The sequence below is a fragment of the Nocardia testacea NBRC 100365 genome (genome assembly GCF_000308775.1).
Lineage (GTDB): Bacteria > Actinomycetota > Actinomycetes > Mycobacteriales > Mycobacteriaceae > Nocardia > Nocardia testacea.
The window spans coordinates 1-17,837 of sequence record NZ_BAGJ01000252.1 but is presented as its reverse complement, the minus strand read 5'-3'; the positions used below and the strand labels follow the sequence as shown (position 1 = coordinate 17,837).

At 69.4% G+C, this 17,837-nt stretch carries 22 protein-coding genes; 7 read left to right on the top strand and 15 right to left on the bottom strand.

The window, feature by feature from the left end; all coding sequences use genetic code 11:
* Together ON38_RS26675 and ON38_RS26670 are read right to left on the bottom strand one after the other, a co-directional pair.
* Positions 1-351: flavin reductase family protein (locus ON38_RS26675; RefSeq protein WP_039827773.1), on the bottom strand; the 351-nt coding region annotated here is incomplete at its 3' end.
* Positions 352-408: 57 nt separating this feature from the next.
* Entirely contained in the window at positions 409-1,887 is a 1,479-nt protein-coding gene (locus ON38_RS26670; RefSeq protein WP_218000840.1) for an outer membrane protein assembly factor BamB family protein, read from the bottom strand.
* A gap of 276 nt (positions 1,888-2,163) precedes the next feature.
* On the opposite strand from ON38_RS26670, the gene ON38_RS36365 reads away from it, so the two are divergent.
* A complete protein-coding gene (locus tag ON38_RS36365; protein ID WP_157181925.1) occupies positions 2,164-2,421 on the top strand; it encodes a transposase in 258 nt (85 codons plus the stop codon).
* Here the strand turns inward: ON38_RS36365 and ON38_RS26660 are convergent.
* Positions 2,366-3,160 carry an SDR family NAD(P)-dependent oxidoreductase gene (locus ON38_RS26660; protein WP_039827781.1) on the bottom strand — a complete coding sequence of 265 codons (795 nt, stop codon included), beginning with the start codon at positions 3,158-3,160 and terminating at the stop codon, positions 2,366-2,368. The genes ON38_RS36365 and ON38_RS26660 overlap by 56 nt on opposite strands.
* Before the next feature lie 215 nt (positions 3,161-3,375).
* Positions 3,376-4,251 (bottom strand): RNA polymerase sigma factor SigF, encoded by an 876-nt coding sequence (locus tag ON38_RS26655; RefSeq protein WP_373281252.1) that lies wholly within the window; start codon positions 4,249-4,251, stop codon positions 3,376-3,378.
* 238 nt (positions 4,252-4,489) lie between these two features.
* On the opposite strand from ON38_RS26655, the gene ON38_RS36360 reads away from it, so the two are divergent.
* The gene (locus ON38_RS36360; RefSeq protein ID WP_157181924.1) at positions 4,490-4,645 is read left to right on the top strand and encodes a hypothetical protein; all 156 of its coding nucleotides are present in this window, start codon (positions 4,490-4,492) and stop codon (positions 4,643-4,645) included.
* 51 nt (positions 4,646-4,696) lie between these two features.
* On the opposite strand, the gene ON38_RS26650 is transcribed toward ON38_RS36360, so the two are convergent.
* The 5 genes from ON38_RS26650 to ON38_RS26630 all read right to left on the bottom strand — a co-directional run bounded on the left by ON38_RS26650 (position 4,697) and on the right by ON38_RS26630 (position 8,583).
* Positions 4,697-5,038, bottom strand: coding sequence for a hypothetical protein (locus ON38_RS26650; protein ID WP_039827771.1), 342 nt, complete (start codon positions 5,036-5,038; stop codon positions 4,697-4,699).
* 80 nt (positions 5,039-5,118) lie between these two features.
* Positions 5,119-5,454: a hypothetical protein gene (locus tag ON38_RS26645; protein WP_039827770.1), complete on the bottom strand. Its 336-nt coding sequence runs from the start codon at positions 5,452-5,454 to the stop codon at positions 5,119-5,121.
* A gap of 316 nt (positions 5,455-5,770) precedes the next feature.
* Positions 5,771-6,619 carry a hypothetical protein gene (locus ON38_RS26640; protein ID WP_039827769.1) on the bottom strand — a complete coding sequence of 283 codons (849 nt, stop codon included), beginning with the start codon at positions 6,617-6,619 and terminating at the stop codon, positions 5,771-5,773.
* 39 nt (positions 6,620-6,658) lie between these two features.
* A complete protein-coding gene (locus ON38_RS26635) occupies positions 6,659-7,333 on the bottom strand; it encodes an alpha/beta fold hydrolase (RefSeq protein ID WP_039827768.1) in 675 nt (224 codons plus the stop codon).
* Entirely contained in the window at positions 7,330-8,583 is a 1,254-nt protein-coding gene (locus tag ON38_RS26630) for a YbfB/YjiJ family MFS transporter (protein ID WP_051165209.1), read from the bottom strand. Before ON38_RS26630 ends, ON38_RS26635 begins: the two co-directional genes overlap by 4 nt.
* Positions 8,584-8,658: 75 nt before the next feature.
* Between ON38_RS26630 and ON38_RS26625 the strand changes: the two genes are divergently transcribed.
* Positions 8,659-9,255 (top strand): TetR/AcrR family transcriptional regulator, encoded by a 597-nt coding sequence (locus ON38_RS26625; protein ID WP_039827778.1) that lies wholly within the window; start codon positions 8,659-8,661, stop codon positions 9,253-9,255.
* 140 nt (positions 9,256-9,395) lie between these two features.
* Here the strand turns inward: ON38_RS26625 and ON38_RS26620 are convergent, their stop codons facing one another.
* Positions 9,396-9,635 carry a hypothetical protein gene (locus tag ON38_RS26620; protein ID WP_039827767.1) on the bottom strand — a complete coding sequence of 80 codons (240 nt, stop codon included), beginning with the start codon at positions 9,633-9,635 and terminating at the stop codon, positions 9,396-9,398.
* Positions 9,636-9,730: 95 nt separating this feature from the next.
* Positions 9,731-10,690, bottom strand: a complete 960-nt coding sequence (locus ON38_RS26615; protein ID WP_245564221.1) for a GlxA family transcriptional regulator — start codon at positions 10,688-10,690, stop codon at positions 9,731-9,733.
* A gap of 190 nt (positions 10,691-10,880) precedes the next feature.
* Here ON38_RS26615 and ON38_RS26610 point away from each other — a divergent pair, with 190 nt between their 5' ends.
* Positions 10,881-11,456 (top strand): HD domain-containing protein, encoded by a 576-nt coding sequence (locus ON38_RS26610; RefSeq protein WP_157181923.1) that lies wholly within the window; start codon positions 10,881-10,883, stop codon positions 11,454-11,456.
* Between the two features lie 147 nt (positions 11,457-11,603).
* Here the strand turns inward: ON38_RS26610 and ON38_RS26605 are convergent, their stop codons facing one another.
* Positions 11,604-12,449 carry a CPBP family intramembrane glutamic endopeptidase gene (locus ON38_RS26605; RefSeq protein ID WP_051165207.1) on the bottom strand — a complete coding sequence of 282 codons (846 nt, stop codon included), beginning with the start codon at positions 12,447-12,449 and terminating at the stop codon, positions 11,604-11,606.
* A 232-nt stretch (positions 12,450-12,681) separates the two neighbouring features.
* Between ON38_RS26605 and ON38_RS26600 the strand changes: the two genes are divergently transcribed.
* Positions 12,682-13,641, top strand: coding sequence for a phosphatase PAP2 family protein (locus tag ON38_RS26600; protein WP_083873117.1), 960 nt, complete (start codon positions 12,682-12,684; stop codon positions 13,639-13,641).
* Here the strand turns inward: ON38_RS26600 and ON38_RS26595 are convergent.
* Positions 13,638-14,240 carry a TetR/AcrR family transcriptional regulator gene (locus tag ON38_RS26595; RefSeq protein ID WP_039827765.1) on the bottom strand — a complete coding sequence of 201 codons (603 nt, stop codon included), beginning with the start codon at positions 14,238-14,240 and terminating at the stop codon, positions 13,638-13,640. The two genes, ON38_RS26600 and ON38_RS26595, sit on opposite strands and share 4 nt — an antisense overlap.
* Positions 14,241-14,344: 104 nt before the next feature.
* On the opposite strand from ON38_RS26595, the gene ON38_RS26590 reads away from it, so the two are divergent.
* Positions 14,345-15,157 (top strand): SDR family NAD(P)-dependent oxidoreductase, encoded by an 813-nt coding sequence (locus ON38_RS26590; protein ID WP_039827764.1) that lies wholly within the window; start codon positions 14,345-14,347, stop codon positions 15,155-15,157.
* Between the two features lie 88 nt (positions 15,158-15,245).
* Entirely contained in the window at positions 15,246-15,722 is a 477-nt protein-coding gene (locus ON38_RS26585; protein WP_039827774.1) for a nuclear transport factor 2 family protein, read from the top strand.
* Between the two features lie 40 nt (positions 15,723-15,762).
* Here the strand turns inward: ON38_RS26585 and ON38_RS26580 are convergent, their stop codons facing one another.
* Positions 15,763-17,121, bottom strand: a complete 1,359-nt coding sequence (locus ON38_RS26580) for an LLM class flavin-dependent oxidoreductase (RefSeq protein WP_039827763.1) — start codon at positions 17,119-17,121, stop codon at positions 15,763-15,765.
* 123 nt (positions 17,122-17,244) lie between these two features.
* Positions 17,245-17,837 (bottom strand): ATP-binding cassette domain-containing protein (locus ON38_RS26575; RefSeq protein ID WP_039827762.1); only part of this gene is annotated, 593 nt, incomplete at its 5' end.

Sequence of the window (17,837 nt, the reverse complement as noted above, 5' to 3'; positions counted from 1 at the left end):
GGCGTCGAGCAGGATCGGGACCCCGTGCGGGCCGGAGCGCCAGCGGCACCGCTCGAATTTGTCGATCTCGTCGCCGGTCTGCGCCCCGAACAGCGCGGCGAGTTCCGCGTCGTGCGCACCGACGAGGTGCACGGCCACGAACTCCGCACCCGCCGCGACCCGGTAGGTGTGATTGGTCTCGGAGAGGCAGACCAGGAACCGGGCGGGCTCGATCCCGATCTGGGACGCGAATCCCACCAGGCATCCGGACCGCTCACCGCCCGCGGCCAGGGTGACGATGTACACGGGCGCGTCGGCGGCGGCCACCAGGTCGTCGAAGACGGCGGATTCGGAATCTGCACTCGGCGGCATATGCCGTGTATATCAGGGCGTGGATCGATGCCCCGTGCACACCGCAATCGGAGCAAGTCAGGGAAGACCGAAGGCCAACAGGACATTGCCCGGCATACCGGTGGTGATCTGCCGGCCGTAACCGGAATTGGTGAACAGCATGCCGTTCGCGACGACGGCGCCATGGCCGTTGATACCGCCACCGACCCCCGGCACCCCGTTCACGGTGTGGAAGTACCGAGCCGTGTTGTATTCCCAGAGGATGGCGCCGGTCTCGGCGGAGAAAACGCGCATTTTGCCGTCCAGACTGCCCTCGTAGACCAGGCCGGGGGTCGACGATACGGCGTTCGGCATGGCGAGCTGGCACAGCGGAAGCATCGGTATCGGCGGTGGATCGAACAGACACCCATGGGTGGGATTCGGTGTGCTCCAGATGACCTCACCGGTCGCCGGGTGCAATGCGAAAAGTGTGCCCGGCGTGCCCTGATAAGTGGCGACATACAGGCGGTGGCCGTCATAGCCGGCACCCCACTGGATGCCTTGCAGCGATTCCGAGCCCGGGATGGGCAGCACCGGCACCGGCGTGTTCAACCGGGTCTGCCAGACGATTTCGCCGGTGGCGGCGTCGAGCAGGTGGTAGACACCGCTCTTCTGGCCCGCGCCGACGACCGAGCGGTCACCTATCTCGAATATGTTCGGTTGCGAACCGAAGTCGAAATCATGACCGGGCTCCGGGCAGTTGCCGCCCGGCGGCGGGTACGTGCAGCGGCCGTTCCAGGGGGCGTCCCCGGGGGTCATCCGGCGGACCCACCGAGCGGCCCCGGTGTCGATATCCAGCGCGCCGATCGCTTCCGCGCCTTCGGGATGACCGGTGTAGGGGTTGCCCGCGGTGTAGTACAGCGTGCGCGACTCCGGATCGATCGTGGGTGACGACCACACCGGCGCACCGCTGGGGGCGAACGGCGGCGACCCGGTGGGGGTCGGCTCCGGTGGCGGAATCGTGTAGTGCTGCCATTGCACATTTCCGGTCGCGGCGTCGAGCGCCACGACACTCCCCCGGAAGGTGCAACACGGGTACAGGTCGCTGGTGGCCGCACCCAGCTCTTGACTGGATACACCGACATAGACGTGACCCTCGAACACGAGGGGCGAACCGGTGATGATCGCGTAGCGATGATTGTCCAATCGGCGGACCCAACGCTGGGCACCGGTCCGCGCGTCGAGGGCCCACATTCTGGCCGAGTTGTCGCCGAAATAGACCGTTCCGTCGACGACCGCGGGCCCGTTACGCAACCCGTATGTCGGGAGGTTTCCGCCGAGAGGTGTCTCGGCCCGGAACGACCAGCGGGTGGCACCGGTGGCTGCGTCCAGCGCATAGAATGTGCCGTTGCGGCCACCGACGTACACGGTCCCGTCCACGACCGCCGGCTGGCTGGACGCGGCGATCGCGTCGGGGAACGCGAACGCCCACTTCAGCTGCAACGAGGACACCGTGGCCGGCGTGAGAGCGGTCTCGTGTGGATTGTGCCGGGAGCCGGCGAGGTCGAACTGCCACATCGGCCAATCACCGTTGGCGCCGACAGGTGGTGCGGCGCTCCCTACGCCGGAGGTCGGCAACAGTAGGACAGCCGCGGCCACGAGCATCGGTAAACGTAGGAATGATGTCTTCCGCAGTCCGAACATCCGAGCCGGGAAGATCATTGCCGAAAATCTTTCCATGCCAGACTCTTTCCGTCTGTGGTGACGGAATCTTCCCACTCCCGAGGCCCGAGACCTTCATGGCCGCCGAGGAATTGTCGAAACTGTTATTTCGCCTGGACTCATGGGGCGTCGGTGTCGAAGGAGACGCTCTGCCGGATCACCGACAAGATGGTCGAGAAGTGGCAGGCATGGTCGAGCCGGCCGCTGTATGAGGTCTTCGTAGCGCAGTTCATCGACGCCATGGTGAAGATCGGACACGGCCGGGTCGCCGACCGGCCGATCCATGCCGCGGTCGGGGTCACGGTGACCGCGGAAGACGTACTCCCACAGTCGATCAGTAATACACCGGGCCGGGGACGCCACCGCCCACCGCGACGGCGTCACCGGTGATGGCGATACTGCGCGGCGAGGCCAGGAAGGTGACCACATCGGCGACTTCACTCGCATCGATGACCCGCCGCAGGGTGTTGCGCGCGATCTCGGCCTCGAGTTCGGCAATCGCGCGTCCGGATTTCTCGGCATCGGCAGCCAAACGGTCGGTGAGACGTTCGGTTCTGGTCAGGCCGGGGTGAACCACGGTGACATTGACACCCGACGGGCCGAGTTCGTCGGCCAGGTTCTTGGTCAGCGCGGACACACTGATGTTCCGGATGGTCTGCGCAACCGAATTCGCCTGCCGCGCACCGAGTCCGCTGATATTGACAATCCTCCCCCACCGCTGCTCGACCAACGGCGCCACGGCACGGGCAGTGCGTAGATACCCGAGCACCTTGATCTCGACCTCCCGGCGCACGATCTCGTCGGTGGTGTCGGCCGGCCCGGCCGGCGACCCCGCACTCCACGGGGTGGCGGCGGCTTTCACCAGGATGTCCACCCCGCCGAGTTCGGCGACCGTGCGTAGCACGAGTTCCCGGACCTGGTCGTCGTCGCCGGTATCGGTGGGCACGGCAAGTACCCGCCGGCCCGTCTCGGCGGCCACCGCGGCGGCCGCGGCCTCGAGTGGCCCGGCCGAGCGAGCCGCGAGCACCACATCCGCGCCCTCGCCGGCCAGCCCGCGCGCGACGGCCAGTCCGATCCCCTTGCTGCCGCCGGTGATGATCGCCCGTTTCCCGTTCAGTTCCAGGTCCACGCCGAGCACGCTGGCCGCTTCCGCGGTCACGGTCGCCGATCCCACTCGACCGGATCCGAATTCCCGGGGCGAGGGCAGCCGGTCACCCACCCAGCGCGAGAAGAAGTGACCGGTACGTACGACGGCGACGCCTGTCCGGCGCGCCCGTCCGTCGCCACCGACTCCCTCGACAGCGACGCACCGTCCCGCGGACCCGGGCGGGGCCCGGTCCGGGATCAGGCGGCCGTGGTGATCGAATCGCCCTCGCCGGGCTCGGCCGTCGCCTGTTCGCGCAGGGTCCGCAGGGTTTTGGCGAGGATCCGCGACACCTGCATCTGCGAGATATCGAGTCGTTCGGCGATCTGCACCTGGGTCATGTTCGCGAAGAACCGCCAGACCAGGATCTGCCGTTCCCGCTGGGGCAGTTGCGCGATCAGCGGGCGCAGCGTCATCGCGTCCTCGAGCAGCCGGTAGCAGGGATCCTCCCCGCCGAGCCGAGCCAATACCGCGGGCGGCGAGACTTCGTCGTCGTGATCGTCGGTGGGGGCGTCGAGCGAGCTGCTGGTGTGCGCGTTACCGGCGATGAGCGCCCGGGTGACGTCGGTGAGGTCGGCGTCGAGTTCCGCGGCGATCTCGCGCGCGGTGGGCATCCGCCCCAGCCGCTGGTACAGCGTCTCGGTGGCCGGGCCGATCCGCAGATGCAGTTCCTTGGTGCCCCGCGGCACCCGCACGGCCCAGGTGTGATCGCGGAAGTGGCGGCGTACCTCGCCCATGATGGTCGGGATGGCGAAGGACAGGAACGAGCTGCCTCGCGACCCGTCGAAGCGGTCCACCGCCTGCACCAGGCCGAGCCGCGAGATCTGGAGCAGATCGTCGAACGCTTCGCCGCGGCCGGAGAAACGGCGCGCGATATGTTCGGCCAACGGCAGGCAGCGGTGCACGATCCGCTCACGTAGCGCCCGGCGGCGCGGATCCTCGGGCGCCAGCGCCGCCAGTTCGGCGAACAACGGTTCGATGTTGTCGTAGCTGTCGCCGGGGCCGGGCACATGGGCGGTACTCGGCGCACGGTCTTCGGCGTGCTGGTCGGTCGTGGCTTCGGTCGTTACGTTCACCGGACGCTCCTCGGGCTTTCCCAAACCTCGTTGGACGAGGTATACCCCCATGCCGCGGTGATCGAAACGTGATCTGAAAATCAAGCGAGTGTGAATCGGCCGACGGCCCGCGCCGGCCACGACCGGATGCCGGGCCGGTGTTTCGGACCGGCGAAAACGGTCATGCGCACTATGACGGGCGCCGTAGCCGGCAGACGGTCGTGCGGCGCGATCGCTCAGGCGAGAGAACGGAGGACCGATGACCATCCAGGACACCATCGCCCAGCTGAACCAGGACATCACCACGGCCGAGGACGCGGGGGACGAAGCCACCGCCGCGCGCCTGCGCCAGGAGCTGGAAACCGCACTGCGTACCGCTCAGGATCCGGATACCGGGCAGCAGGGCGCGCAGTAGCCGTCTCGGAGGTACCGATGGGACACCCGGCGCCGGGTGTCCCATCGGTGGTCACCGCGGCGCGACTGTAGTCGTACAGAATGTCTGGCACTGCCCCGGAGTCGGTGTGACCTGGGCGGGTTGCTCGCCGAAATCGGCGGTACTCACCAAGATCATCACCAGCAGCGCGCCCCCGACCACCAGGCCGAAGATCAGCAGCGTGGGCCACAACCAGGTACGCATCGGCTGATCGTCGGCGATCGGGACCACCGGCACCACCGTGCCCGCCGGGTTGATCGCGTCCCCGGGATCCACCGGGTTCGCCGGATTCACCGGGCTCGCCGGGTCGAGCGGGTCCGCCGGATTGAACGGGCTCACCGAGCCGGGCGTGCCGCTCTCGTCTTCGGCCTTCACACAACACCTCCACTGGGTCTCGTGTACCGGATACCCCGAAAACCGGTCCGCTCACGGCGAGTCGCGGAGCACCGCCGGGATCAGGACGAGATGTAGATACTCCAGTCGGGAAAACCCCACCGGCCGTTGTGCTCGCCGTGTTCGATACGGCCGCCGTAGGTGCCGCGGCAGCCGATGCCGTTCCAGAGCTTGACCTTCCGGTCGGTGAGGTTACGCACCGACGCCCGGCCGACCACCCCGACCGCGCTGAGATCGATACAGCCGCTGGGATTGTCGATGACCTTCTCGACCCGGCTCCCGTCGGCGATCCACCGTAGGGCGACCTGCCCGGTCGCGGCGTGCGCGCCGCTGTCCACTGCCGATGTCACCGCAATCGCCAGCGCGGCCGAACCCAGAGCCATCACGAAACGACGCATACGAGAACCTTCCTGAACGGGAGGACATCACACACGGAAACCGATCGAGCGCCGACCATTACAGCCCAACGGCCTCCGGTGCCCCCGCCGACGCGCCGGTGCCGATGCCGGAAAATGCGGGCCCGCTGCGTGTTCGAGCCGGCTCCCGCCCCGAATGCGCGGCCCGGCATACCCTCTGACCAGCCGATACGATCCGGACAGCGGCGTTTGCGGCTGTCGCCGCCGCGCATGACACGATAACGCCCCTTTCCGTGGAATTTCGCGGCACGGCCGTAACGCACCCCGCGACACACCCTTCGCGGAACGAGCTGCCCTCTCAGTGCCTGCGCCGCCGGACCCGTTCCAGTTCCACGGTCGCCGCCCGGACCGCCTCGCGGGCGGCGCGATCGGCGGTGCGGGCGAATCGGTGCCGGTCCTGTGCCGCGGCGAGTTCGTCGCGGAGTTCGGCCACCCGCGCGGTGGCGGCCTCGAGGTGCCCGGCCGCCCGCCGTGCTTCTTCCTCGGCGGCGTCGAGGGCCGCACGGGCGGCCGTTTCCGCGGCGGCCAGTTCTTCCTGTGCGCGCCGCCGGTCGGCCTCGGCGCGCGATTCGCGTGCGCGGTCGGCGGCGGTGGGTCCGGCGGGCTTCTTCTTCCGCCGGCCCTCGGTGCTGCCTGCCTTCGGCCGCTCCCGGACCACGGTGAGATCCGGGTCGTCCGGGCCGAATCCCGCATAGCTCTGCGCGGTGTCCAGGGTGCCGGTGCGGACCCGCTCGGCGATATCGGAATCGGCCAGGGCGGCCGTCAGCGTCTCGCCCACTTGACGCAGTACCGCCTCGGATACGGGTCGGCCCCGGTCGGCGGCCACCTCGCCCGCCCGTTCGGCCAAGGCGTCCACCACCTGCCGGCGCTGCCGGGTCAGTTCGCGCAACCGATCACCGGACAACTGCCGCTGCGCCGTCCGCAGATCGGCGCCGAGCCGCAGCAGGGCGTCCACCTCGCGGGGAGCCGCGCGCACCAGCGAGTTCACCGCCCAGGCCGCCACTGTGGGTTTGCGCAGGGCCGTGATCGCGGCCGCCAGTTCCCGATCACCGGATTCCTTGGCCGCACCGGCGCGGGCGTCGCGCGCGGCCACGAAATCCGCGGGCGCCAGCCCGTACAGATCGGCGGCCACCTCGCCCAGGCTCATACCGCCCGAGCCTAGCCGCGCGGACAGTGCCGGCTCCGGTCAGCGCGCCTCGAGCGCGCCGCGCAGGATCGTCAGCAGGCCCGCGGGGTCGTCGCGCATCAGGTTGTGCCCACCGGCCAGCGAGTGCGTGGTCCACCCGGGGTCCCGGCCCAGGCGCGCGTAGACCTCCGTGAACGGCGAGGGAGTCTCCCACCCGGCGGCGTAGACATAGGTCCGGCTCCGGATATGCGCGAGATCTCCGCCGAGGGCCAACGGCTGGAGCACCGATGCCAGCGGATGTGGTGTGGCCCTGGGGTCGAAGAACGGTAGCGGCCGGACGGCGTCGCCGGTGTCCATCACATCCAGATACCACCGGTGCTCCTGCTCGGAAGCGAGATCCCAGCAGGAGTCACCGTGTCCGGGCACCATGGCGTCCACGTACACCAGTGCCGCGACACGATCCGGCGCGCGGTCCGCGGCCCCGGTGATCACCATGCCCCCGTAGCTGTGGCCGACGAGTACCGCGTCGTGAACGTTCTCAACGGCCAGCGTCGCGGTGACGTCCTCGATATGGGTATCGAGGTTCACGCCCGGGTGGCGCAGGTGGCCGCGGTCGCCGACCCCGGTCAGCGTCAACGGCAGTACGCGATGCCCTTCGTCGCGGAGCCGGGAGGCGATGTCGTCGAAACACCACGCGCCGTGGCACATACCGGGAATCAGCACGAATGTCGTCATGGGTGTTCGTTCTCCTTCGTCGTTCGATCGGGTAGGGGGCAGGCCGCCGCGACGAGCGCGCCGAGGCCGCAGAGCAGGACCGTCCACCACACCGGCGCCGTGGCGCCGAGGCGATCGGCGAGCGCGCCGGCGGCCCAGGGCCCCACCGTCTGCCCGGCCGCGAACACGGCGGTGCAGAAAGCGAGCGTGGGAGTCCAGTCGACGGCCGGGGTGTGGTTCTTGACGATGGCGGTGACGACCGCGGGCACGGTCATGAACATCGCTCCGTAGACCGCCGCGGCGGTGAGCGTGACAGCGGGGTCCGAGGAGATCAGGGTGAGCGCCGCGCCGCCGCTCAGCGCGGCCAGCGCACCGGCCAGGACCCGGTTGCCGGGCCGGTGCGCGATCGGCCGGCGCCACAGTGCGGGCCCGATGATCACCGCGAGTCCCACGGTGCCCCATACGCCCACGACTTCGGCGGTCGAGGCCGACCGGCCCAGCAGGTACGCGGACAGGAAGGTGATGTAGGTGATGTATCCCGCCGCGAACAAGGCGTAGGCCGGCACGGTCGACCGCAGCGCGCGCCACCGCACGCGCCCGGCCCGTGGGGCGACCGGGACCGGCTCACCGGCGGCGGACCAGCTCACCATGGTGGCCACGGCCGCGGCGACGCCCAGTCCGAACCACGCGAGCTGCCAGTTACCACCCGTCAACGGAAGTCCGATACCACTCAGGATCACCCCCAGCCCGGTCCCGGCGAAATACACCGTGATGGGCGTACCCGACCCGGCCCGGACCGCGAGGTGGGCAGCGAGAACGCCACCGCTGATGAACACCGCGGCCCCCGCAGCCCCCGCGGCGGCCCGCAGTAGCAACAACAACAGATAGTCGCCGCCGCTCCCGGTGGCGGCCAGCGCCGCGGCGGTGAGAACCGTCCCGCCGCGAAAGACCCACGTCGTACCGAAGCGGCGGGCGAGCAGGGGCGTCGCCAGTGCCCCGAGCAGGTAGCCCGAGCCGTTCGCCGTGGCCGGTATTCCGGCGGCCGCCGAGCTCCAGCCCTGATCGTCGCGCATGACCGGCAGTAGCAGACCGTAGGCGAAACGCGCGAAGCCGAGCGCCGAAGCGGTGCCGAACGCCAGGCACAGCGCCTGCCGCAACGCCGGTCCCGGCGCGGCGGGCTCGGGCGGACCCGGTGCGCCGCGGCTCCCGGACGACCGGGTCCGGACGCGCATCCGGATCCGGCGCGGCGGTGCGCCGAGGGCTTCCGGCATGAGACTCCCCTAGATGGTACCGATCAGTTCCATCAAACATAGCAGAGCATGGAACCGATCGGTACCATCAGTTGTATGCCAGTAGCCAAGGGCTCCACCATCGATCCGGCCCGCACCCGGGCCTCCGTCATCGACGCCGCCGCACCGCTGCTCTACGACCGCGGGATCGACGGCGTCGGGGTCGCCGAACTGTGCAAGCGCCTGGGCATCTCGAAGGAGACGCTGTATCGGCACTTCGGCACCAAGGACGGACTCGTGCACGCCGTACTCGAAGCACGCAGCGACCGGGTGATCACCTGGCTGACCGCGGCGGCCGCGGCAGCGGGCGCCGACCCGGCGGCTCGCCTGGCCGCCGTCTTCCAAGCGCTGGGCGAGTGGTATCGCGAACCGGGCTTCCGCGGCTGCGCCATGATCAATGCCGCGACCCAGCACTACGACCCCGAGGTCCGGGCGATCACGGCGCGCCATCTGGACCGGTGCCTGGCGCTGTTCACCGATATAGCCGGCCGGGCCGGTGCCGCCGCACCGGACGCACTGGGCCGCCAACTGCTCATTCTGATGGAAGGTGCGACCGCGGTGGCGGCCCACCGGGGCCCGGACCGGGCCCACGAACAAGCCCGCGCCGCCGCGCTTTCCCTGCTGCACGCGGCCACCACGGCACCCGGCGACTGACCGACGCCGGACCACGCGAGGATGTGCGGCTCACCCCGCCGCGGCCGGGCGAGCCGGTGCGGTGGCACTACGCCGGACCCCCCCGCGAGCCGCGTCGGGATCCGGTCCCGCGTGACGTAGGCGGGTTCCGTAGCCGCTGGTCAGCGGCGGCGGCCGGCGACCATCGCCCGCTGCTCGCGTGGCGTCGGTGACCTACGCGCCAGCGGCAGACACCGGCCGATGGCCTCCTCGCGCAGCCGGGCACGGGCAGGATCAGCGGGGTCGAGGGCGGCCAGGTCGGCCAGGACCGGTTCCATATCGTCGTAGGAGTCGCGGCCGCGCAGGCTGCGCTGCGCCGAAGCCGAGGGTGCTGGGCGGGTGTATCGGGACTGCTGGGTCACGGGTCGGCTCCTCACGCCCGACGAACCGGATCTCAGGCCGCCGATTGCTCGCGTGCTCGTCTCGAGCCTGCTCGGGAGCTGGCGTGTTGTGGCGGTCAGTACGAGAAGCGCTCACGGTAGACGTCAGGGGTTACGCCGAAATGTTGTTTGAAAACTCGGTGCAGCGTCTCGACGGAGCCGAAGCCCACGGACTGTGCGATAGAACGAAGTCCGTCGCGGGTGTGTACGAGCCGGCGTGCTGCGGCATCGACTCGGATCGACTCCACATAGTGCGCCGGTGCGGTCCCCACCTGTTTGCGGAACACTCGGGAGAAATGACGAACGCTGAGGCCGGCGCGTTGTGCCAGCGCGGAGTTGGAAAGGTTCTCGGTGAGATTGTCCGGCATCCACGCCTGCAGACGTGCGATCTGGGCGTCGGTGGCCGTCGAGCGCGCCAAGAGTTCACTGAATTGGCTCTGGCCACCCGGCCGCCGCAAATACATTACGAGCCAGCGTGCGACGCGGCGTGCCAACTCGACGTCGTGGTCGGCGGCGACCAACGCGAGAGCCAAGTCTATTCCCGTGGATACCCCCGCCGAGGTCCAGACGTGTTCATCTCGGACGAAGATGGAGTCGGGTTCGACCAGTACGTCGGGATGCTCGGCGACCAACTGGGACGTAGTCGACCAGTGCGTTGTTGCGCGTCGCCCATCGAGGAGACCCGCCGCCGCCAAGGTATGGGCCCCCGCGCAGACCGATGCGATCCGTGGCACCCGGTGGGCTTGCACTGCCAGCCAGTCGATGAGCGCCTCGTCCACCAGCGCCTTCGGTGCCGTCCCATCCAACGACAGGCCACCGGGCACGATCAGGGTGTCGATCTGCCGAGCTACCTCGTCCCAGGACGCCTCGGCGACGACGCATGTGCCCCCGGCGCATCGGACGACACCCTTCTCCGGTCCCGCGACCAGCGTCCGATAGCCGGGAGCCGCAACGTGGACGAGGCGGCTCGCCGTTGCGAATACTTGGATCGGCCCGGCGACGTCGAGAAGTTCTACTCCGTCGAAGGCGGCGATCACGACAACATGTGGCGTCACCGGCACAGTCTTCCGAATTACGGTTCAGGTCTGCAAGGACGGGAACATGTCGGATTCGGACGAGAAGGGATGGCTGAATCCGGCACAACAATGTCCTTGCGGCCATCAACGGGCGGGTTGACGATCGTGATTGTTCATTTACCCGGTACTCCAGGAGTTCTCGATGATTCCCGTGATTCCCGATTCGCCGACCGCCCGTGCGGCAGCCGACCTCGCCGTCGAGGCGGCGCCCACGTACCTGTTCAATCACAGCTACCGTACCTACCTGTTCGGTCGTTGCCTCGTCACCGACCGCGACATCGACGACGAAGCAGCCTTCGTCGCCGCGATGATCCACGACCTCGGGCTCACCGACACCTACCGCGGTGCCGATGAATTCGGTCAGGTCGGAGCAGACCTCGCCTGCCGATTCCTGCAGACGCGTGGGTGGGAGTCCGATCGAATCCGCCTGGTAGAGGAGGCGATTCTGCGGCACACCAACCTCGTCGCCGAGCAAGTTCCTCTGTACCGGGTGATTCAGGCCGGCGCAGCCGTCGATGTAGCGGGACTCGGTCATGAAGAAATCTCGCGGGACGATCTTTCCGGGATCCTCGGTATCTACCCTCGCCTCGACTTCGTCTCCCGGATGCGCGAGAGCTTCCTCGACGAAGCGCGCCGTCACCCGCACGGTGCCTTCGCCGACCTCGAAAGCACGGTTGCCCTGTCCAGTCGGTTCGGTACCAATCCGATAGACCGACCCGCCGGGTGATCGAGATCGAGTGGACAGCACAGCCCCGCCTCGCCCTGCCATCCGCCGATCGGGCCGGCTGTCGGGGTTTCCCCGGATCAGATCGCTTGTGCGGGCCGGTTGTCGAAGAGCGCCCGGCAGCGGGCGTCACCAGCGCTGGATAGAACATCAGGGCAGACCCGCCTGCTGTGTCTGTCCTTGTATGGCTTTTCCAGAACGGCGCCGCCACCACAGCAGCAGCCCCGAGGTCGACGCGAACGGCACGGCGACGAACGCCACCGCGGCGACGGTCAGGTCTGGATCGTGCAACTCCATCTGGGTCCAGGCTCCGCCGAAGAACTGGGCCGTTACCTGGAATGCCGTGTGGAAGCCCATACAGGACCAGAGGCTGCCGGTCACCGTGCGCAGCGCGCCCAGCACAGTGGCGAACAGCGCGAACAGGACCGTGCGATCGACCGAGATCGGGCCGCCGTTCAGCGCACCCCAAGCGGTGAACAGCGTCGTCTGACCCAGTACCGCCCAGGCGGGTGCGAAACGGCCCGCCAGGACGGCGAAGATGTATCCGCGGAACACCAACTCCTCGGGTATCGCCTCATAGAGCAGTACGAGCACGGCGAGCCCGAGCACGGCGACGGCGATCTCGGCCACCGGCGCCCGCACGGTCAACTCGGTCCATCCTGCCCCTACCAGTACGGCGAGCGTGAGCAGCGCCGGGCCGGCCCAGCAGGCGGCACCGGATACGAACTGTTTCCATCCGATCCGCCACTCGGTGAGCCCCAGATCGGACCAGCGGAGCCGGACGGGGAACCGCAGCATCAGCCCGATCAGGGGAATCACAAACAGCGTCGCCCCCACTGCCCGGACGATATGCCCGCCACGGGTGTACTCGGTGCCGGTGACTGCGCCCACTCCATCGATGAGCAGCATCCACCAACCGGTGACAGCCGCGAATACCACCAGAATTCCAGTGGATACGGCGGCGCGGGTCGGCGGGTCGGCGGACGACGGCTCCATACGTCGACCGTATGGCCCGGTCCGCCGGCGCGCGTCCTCCGATAGGACGACTCCGCGCCTCCCACCCGCCACCGCAGAGGCCGGACGCGACCGCCTGCCCGGATCGCAGCCGGCGGCGGCCTACCGGGGAGCGTTCACCCCGCGCTGGGCGGCCCGCTGCGGCGGTCTCGATCACGCGTCGTTTGCGCAGGTCGCCACGGCGGATCCGGGCCGGTTGATGAAAACTGTGGGGATGGGTGCGCCCGCCACCGAGGTACCGGCCGCGCAACGGCACCGCAAGCTGCTGCGCAGTGGCGTGTGGTCGATGTACCTGCTCGCGCTGCTCGCGGTCACCGTGCTCTTCGGTCCGCCGACCCAGCGGATCTATCAGGCGCTGTGGATCGTCGTGGGGATCGCGGCGTTCGCGCCGGACCGTCCCTGGCGGGACCAGCTACGTATTCTCGTCGACTGGGTACCGCTGATCGCCGCGCTTGTCGTCTACGACCACACGCGCGGCATCGCCAACACCCTCGGGATGCCGCTGCGGGTCCACGAACCCGTCGTGGTGGAACGTGCCCTGTTCGGGGGGACCGTACCCACGGTGTGGTTACAGGAGCAGTTGTCCGGGGACGGCGGGCGTCCCTGGTGGACCGTCTTCACCGGACTCGTGTACACCAGCCACTTCCTGCTGCCCTGGCTGATCGCCGCGATCCTCTACGTCCTGTCGCGCGAACGCTGGTCGGGATACATGCGCCGGATCCTGCTGCTGTCCTATCTCGGCCTGGTGACCTACGTCCTGCTGCCCGCCGCACCGCCCTGGTACGCCGCCCGCGCCGGGGTGATCCAGACCGAGATACACCGCGCCACCGGTTTCGGATTCCGGTTGTACTCGGTCGATATCGGCGCGGACTGGCTGGCCGCGCACAGCAACCCGGTCGCCGCGATCCCGTCGCTGCACGCGGCCTTCGCGCTGCTGATCGCGGTCACGCTGTGGCCGGCGGCCCGGCGCTGGTGGTGGCGGGTGCCGTTGGCCGCCTTCCCGTTGGCAATGGGTTTCACCCTGGTGTACGGGGGCGAGCACTATGTGATCGATGTACTGCTGGGCTGGGTGTACGTGGGGCTGGCGATCGGGCTGGCCAGAGCCTGGGAGCGGCGGCGCGCACCGGCCCCGGCAGCCACGGCCGCGGTGTCCGGCGGCGACCGCGGCGGCTAACCTGCCGGACCGCGGGAGGCCCAGGGCGCGAGCAGCAGAGTGGCGGCCCGGCGCATATCGGTAACCGCCTGTTCCGAGGTCAGCTGTCCGGCCGTGGCCCAGGTCAGGATGCCGTAGGCGCACTGCTCGGCGAGCCGGGCCGATTGCTGATCCGACTCGTCGGGCGTGCTGATCCCGGCGGCGGCGAGGATACGGTCGCGCAGCGTGGTGTCGACCGCCACCGGCCCGGCCGAGCGCACGGCGTTCGCCGAGACCAGCATGGCGCGACCGAGCAGCGGGCGGCGGAGCAGCCCGGTCACCGCGGATTCGAGCAGGTCGGCCACGGCGCCCAGCGGATCGTCCGGCACCGGCTCCGGAACGGGCAGATCCGCGACGGCCGATTCGAGGACCCCCGAGAAGAGATGATGTTTGGACGGGTAGTAGCGGTACAGCGTCCCCAGCGCCACCCCCGCCGCCGTCGCGATATCGGACATCTGGACGTGCTCGAGACCTTGTTCGGCGCCGAGCCGGGCGGCGGCGCGCAGGATGGCGCGCCGCCGCTCACGCTGGGGCGTGGTGGTCGGGCGGCCCGGCTCCCGGGGTTCGGCGATCCGCGGCACTGGATACCTCCATTCGAAAAACTAGAATTCACTCTAGTATTTCCGCGCCGCCGGTTGTAGAACTGGGTGTGGTCCGATCCCGAAACCCGAACGGAGACCCAGCTATGCCCCCTGTCGATCCCGGGCGCTACGGCCCGTGGGCGGTGATCACCGGCGGTTCCGAAGGCGTGGGCCGATCGTTCGCCCGGCGACTCGCCGAATCCGGTATCCACCTGCTGCTGGTGGCTCGGCGTGCCGGCCCGCTCGAAGAGACCGCCGCGGAATGCCGGGCCCTGGGCGTTACGGTCCGCACCCTGACCGCCGACCTGACCCACCCCGACGCCGCGGCGGCGGTACTCGACGCGGTCGCCGATGTCGAGGTCGGGCTGCTGATCCACAATGCCGGCGCCAACACCCACAGCGCCGAGTTCCTCGACGGCGATCCCGCTGCCTTCCAGCGCGTCGTCGAACTCAACATCACCACCCCGCTCGCCCTGGTCGCCGGGCTCGGCGCCCCGATGCGTGACCGGCGGCGCGGCGGGCTCCTGCTGGTGGGTTCGCTGGCCGGGTATCTGGGATCGCGACGGCACACGGTCTACGGCGGAGTGAAAGCGTTCGGCCGGATCTTCGCCGAAGGACTCTGGCTCGAACTTCGCGAGCACGGTGTGGACGTCCTCGAGCTCGTGCTCGGGGTCACCCGCACCCCGGCGATGCAGCGGGTGGGTCTGGATTTCGACATTCCCGGCATGCCGGTCTCCGAACCCGACGAGGTGGCCGCGGAAGGTCTCGCGGCGCTGGGACGGGGCCCGGTCCATGTCATCGGCGCCCACGAGAAGCTCGCGGCCCGGCGCAGCGACCCCGATCGCGCGGCGGCCGTGCTGGGCGCGGACCGGATGATGCGCCGGCTCATCGGCGCGGCCGAAGACCCGCCGCGGTGAGGATTCCCCCGTGCCGGGCCTGCGCGCCACCGATATCGACTACGCGGCGGGCGGCCCGCTCCGACGACCGCGACGGAAAGGATCAGCTGTGGACGAGGATCGGATAGCGCGCCTGGAGGAACGGGTGCGCCGGCTCGAGGACGAAATGGCGATCACCCGGCTGCTCGCCTCCTACGGCCCGTTCGTCGACGCCGGGGCCGCCGCGGAGGTGGCGAATCTGTGGACCGAGGACGGGGAATACGACGTCGAGGGCTGGTCGATGCGCAGTCGCGCGGATATCCACGCGATGGTGGAATCGGCGGCGCACCACTCCCTCATCGATGCGGGTTGTGCCCATTTCCTCGGACCGGCCCGGGTCGTCCTCGACGGCGATTCGGCCATGGCCATCTGTGAATCGCTGCTGGTGCGGCGGTACGACGACGGGTACCGGGTGTGGCGGGCGGGGGCGAACAGTTTCCGGCTCGCCCGCACCTCGCACGGCTGGCGGATCACCCGCCGCGACACTCGGGCCCTCGACGGCGGACCGGCCGCCCGGGACCTGTTGCGCGCGAATATCGCGGACTGACCCCCGGGACCCGGCCGAACCGGGTCCCGGCGGACCGTACTCAGCCGACGGCGGCGGCCGGGCGCGCGACCGGGGTGAGGGAGGCCGGGCCCAAGCCCAGATGGTCGCGCAGCGTGGTCCCGGTGTACTCGGTCCGGAACAGGCCGCGCCGCTGGAGTTCGGGCACCACGAGATCGACGAAATCGTGGAAGGTGCCCGGCGCCTGGGCCGCGGAGAGGATGTAGCCGTCGGCCTCACCGCCGGTGAAACCGGCTTCGATCTGATCGGCGATCTGCTCGGCGGTGCCGACGAACTGTGGTAGCAACACACCCTGGGCGTACAGCTTGCCGATATCGCGCAGGGTGAGGTTCTCGGTGGCGCTGAGCCGGCGGGCCACCTCGAACAGCCCCTGGGTCCCCGGGACCACCAGATCCTCGATCGGCGCGTCCAGGTCGTAGCGGGAGAAATCGTGATCGGTGTGCACCGAGAGCGTGATGAGTCCGGAGACCGGGTCGGCGAGTTCGTTGTGGAAGGCCTGCTTCTCCCGGGCGATGGCCTCGGTCTCGCCGACGAACGGTACGAACGACGGGAATATCTTGATGTCGTCGGGGTTGCGCCCGAAGTTCACCGCCCGCGATTTCACATCGTCGTAGTAGGCGCGCCGGCCTTCGGGGGTCGGATCGATCTCGAAGATCGCCTCCGCCCAGCGCGCGGCGAAATCCTTGCCCACCGGTGAGGAACCGGCCTGGATGATGACCGGACGGTGCTGCGGGGACCGCGGCACCGTCAGCGGGCCCCGGGTCTTGAACCAGGCGCCCTCGTGGTCCACGGTCCGCACCTTGTCCGGATCGGCGAATACGCCGGAGACCTTGTCGCGCACGAGGGCGTCGGTATCCCAGCTGCCCCACAGTTTGTAGGCGACTTCGAGGAATTCCTGTGCGCGTTCGTATCGCTCGTCGTGCCCGAGATGGTCGTCGGCCCCGAAATTCTGCGCCTCGGCCTGATTCAGCGAGGTCACCACGTTCCAGCCGGCCCGGCCGCCGGAGAGATGGTCGAGGGTCGCGAAGATCCGGGCCACCTCGTAGGGATGGAAGTACGTGGTGGATTTGGTGATCGCCAGCCCGAGCCGCTCGGTCACATTCGCCAGCCCGGCGGCGACCAGCGACGGATCGAGTGTCGCCGACGCCTGGGTGCCGCTGCGCAGCGGCTCCCGGATATCGTTGCCGTAGCGGACCGGGGTGGCCAGCAGGTCGGCGAAGAACACGAAGTCGAATTTGCCCCGTTCCAGAGTTTGCGCCACTCGCCGGTAATAGCCGGGGCCCAGGTAATCGGTTTCCGAGGCGGGATGACGCCATGCCGCATGCGAGTGCGTGACGTGCGAGGCGATCAGGAAGCCTGCCAGATGGAGTTCACGAGTCACGGTCGCCTCCTCGGCCGTTCGGGCCGATACCGGCCGGAAGTGGACGTGCCGGAGCGGTCGCCGGCAACGCGTGCTGCGGGTTTGCTGTCACAGCGACGAGTCTCGGCGGCCGGTGGCCGCGCGTCACCGATTGCGCTCGAGCTGATGCTGGGAAGCGGGGCGCCCGGAATCGAGCCCGTCGGCCCGCACCAGCTCGGACAGGACCCGCGTGCGGGGGCGGGCGAATAGTTCCGCGGGTGTGCCGAGCTCGGCGATCCGCGCGCGGTCCAGCACCGCGATGCGATCGCAGCGGGCCAGCCGGCCGCGGAGATCGTGGCTGATCGACACCACGGTCGCACCACTGCGGGCGCGGTAGTCGTCCAGCCGGTCCAGGATGTGCCGGGCGGTGGGTTCGTCGAGCGCGGTGGTCACTTCGTCGCACAGCAGTAGCCGCGGTCCGGCCAGCAACGCCCGCGCCAGCGCGGCACGCTGCAGTTGCCCACCGGAGAGCCCGGCGGGCGGGCGCCGGGCCTGCGCCTGCTCGATCCCGAATTCCGCGAGCAGCTCCACCGCGGCGGCCCGGGCTTCCGCCCGGGTCATCCCGCGGAGTCCGGTGCCGGTGGCGGCGACCTGATCGAGCACGCCGCGGCGGGGGTCGAAGGAGGCCGCCGACTCCTGCCACACATATTGGATGCGGCCGATCTGCTGCCGCGACCTGCGCCGCAACACCGGTAGCC

Bases quoted from the DNA above. Each gene is read 5' to 3' on its own strand.
- ON38_RS26640 (WP_039827769.1), bottom strand. From the start codon at position 6,619: ATGAGCCTGGGCGAGGTGGCCGCCGATCTGTACGGGCTGGCGCCCGCG.
- ON38_RS26645 (WP_039827770.1), bottom strand. From the start codon at position 5,454: ATGCGTCGTTTCGTGATGGCTCTGGGTTCGGCCGCGCTGGCGATTGCG.
- ON38_RS26600 (WP_083873117.1), top strand. From the start codon at position 12,682: ATGGGTGCGCCCGCCACCGAGGTACCGGCCGCGCAACGGCACCGCAAG.
- ON38_RS26625 (WP_039827778.1), top strand. From the start codon at position 8,659: ATGCCAGTAGCCAAGGGCTCCACCATCGATCCGGCCCGCACCCGGGCC.
- ON38_RS26630 (WP_051165209.1), bottom strand. From the start codon at position 8,583: ATGCCGGAAGCCCTCGGCGCACCGCCGCGCCGGATCCGGATGCGCGTC.
- ON38_RS26605 (WP_051165207.1), bottom strand. From the start codon at position 12,449: ATGGAGCCGTCGTCCGCCGACCCGCCGACCCGCGCCGCCGTATCCACT.
- ON38_RS26590 (WP_039827764.1), top strand. From the start codon at position 14,345: ATGCCCCCTGTCGATCCCGGGCGCTACGGCCCGTGGGCGGTGATCACC.
- ON38_RS26635 (WP_039827768.1), bottom strand. From the start codon at position 7,333: ATGACGACATTCGTGCTGATTCCCGGTATGTGCCACGGCGCGTGGTGT.
- ON38_RS36360 (WP_157181924.1), top strand. From the start codon at position 4,490: ATGACCATCCAGGACACCATCGCCCAGCTGAACCAGGACATCACCACG.
- ON38_RS26670 (WP_218000840.1), bottom strand. From the start codon at position 1,887: ATGTGGCAGTTCGACCTCGCCGGCTCCCGGCACAATCCACACGAGACC.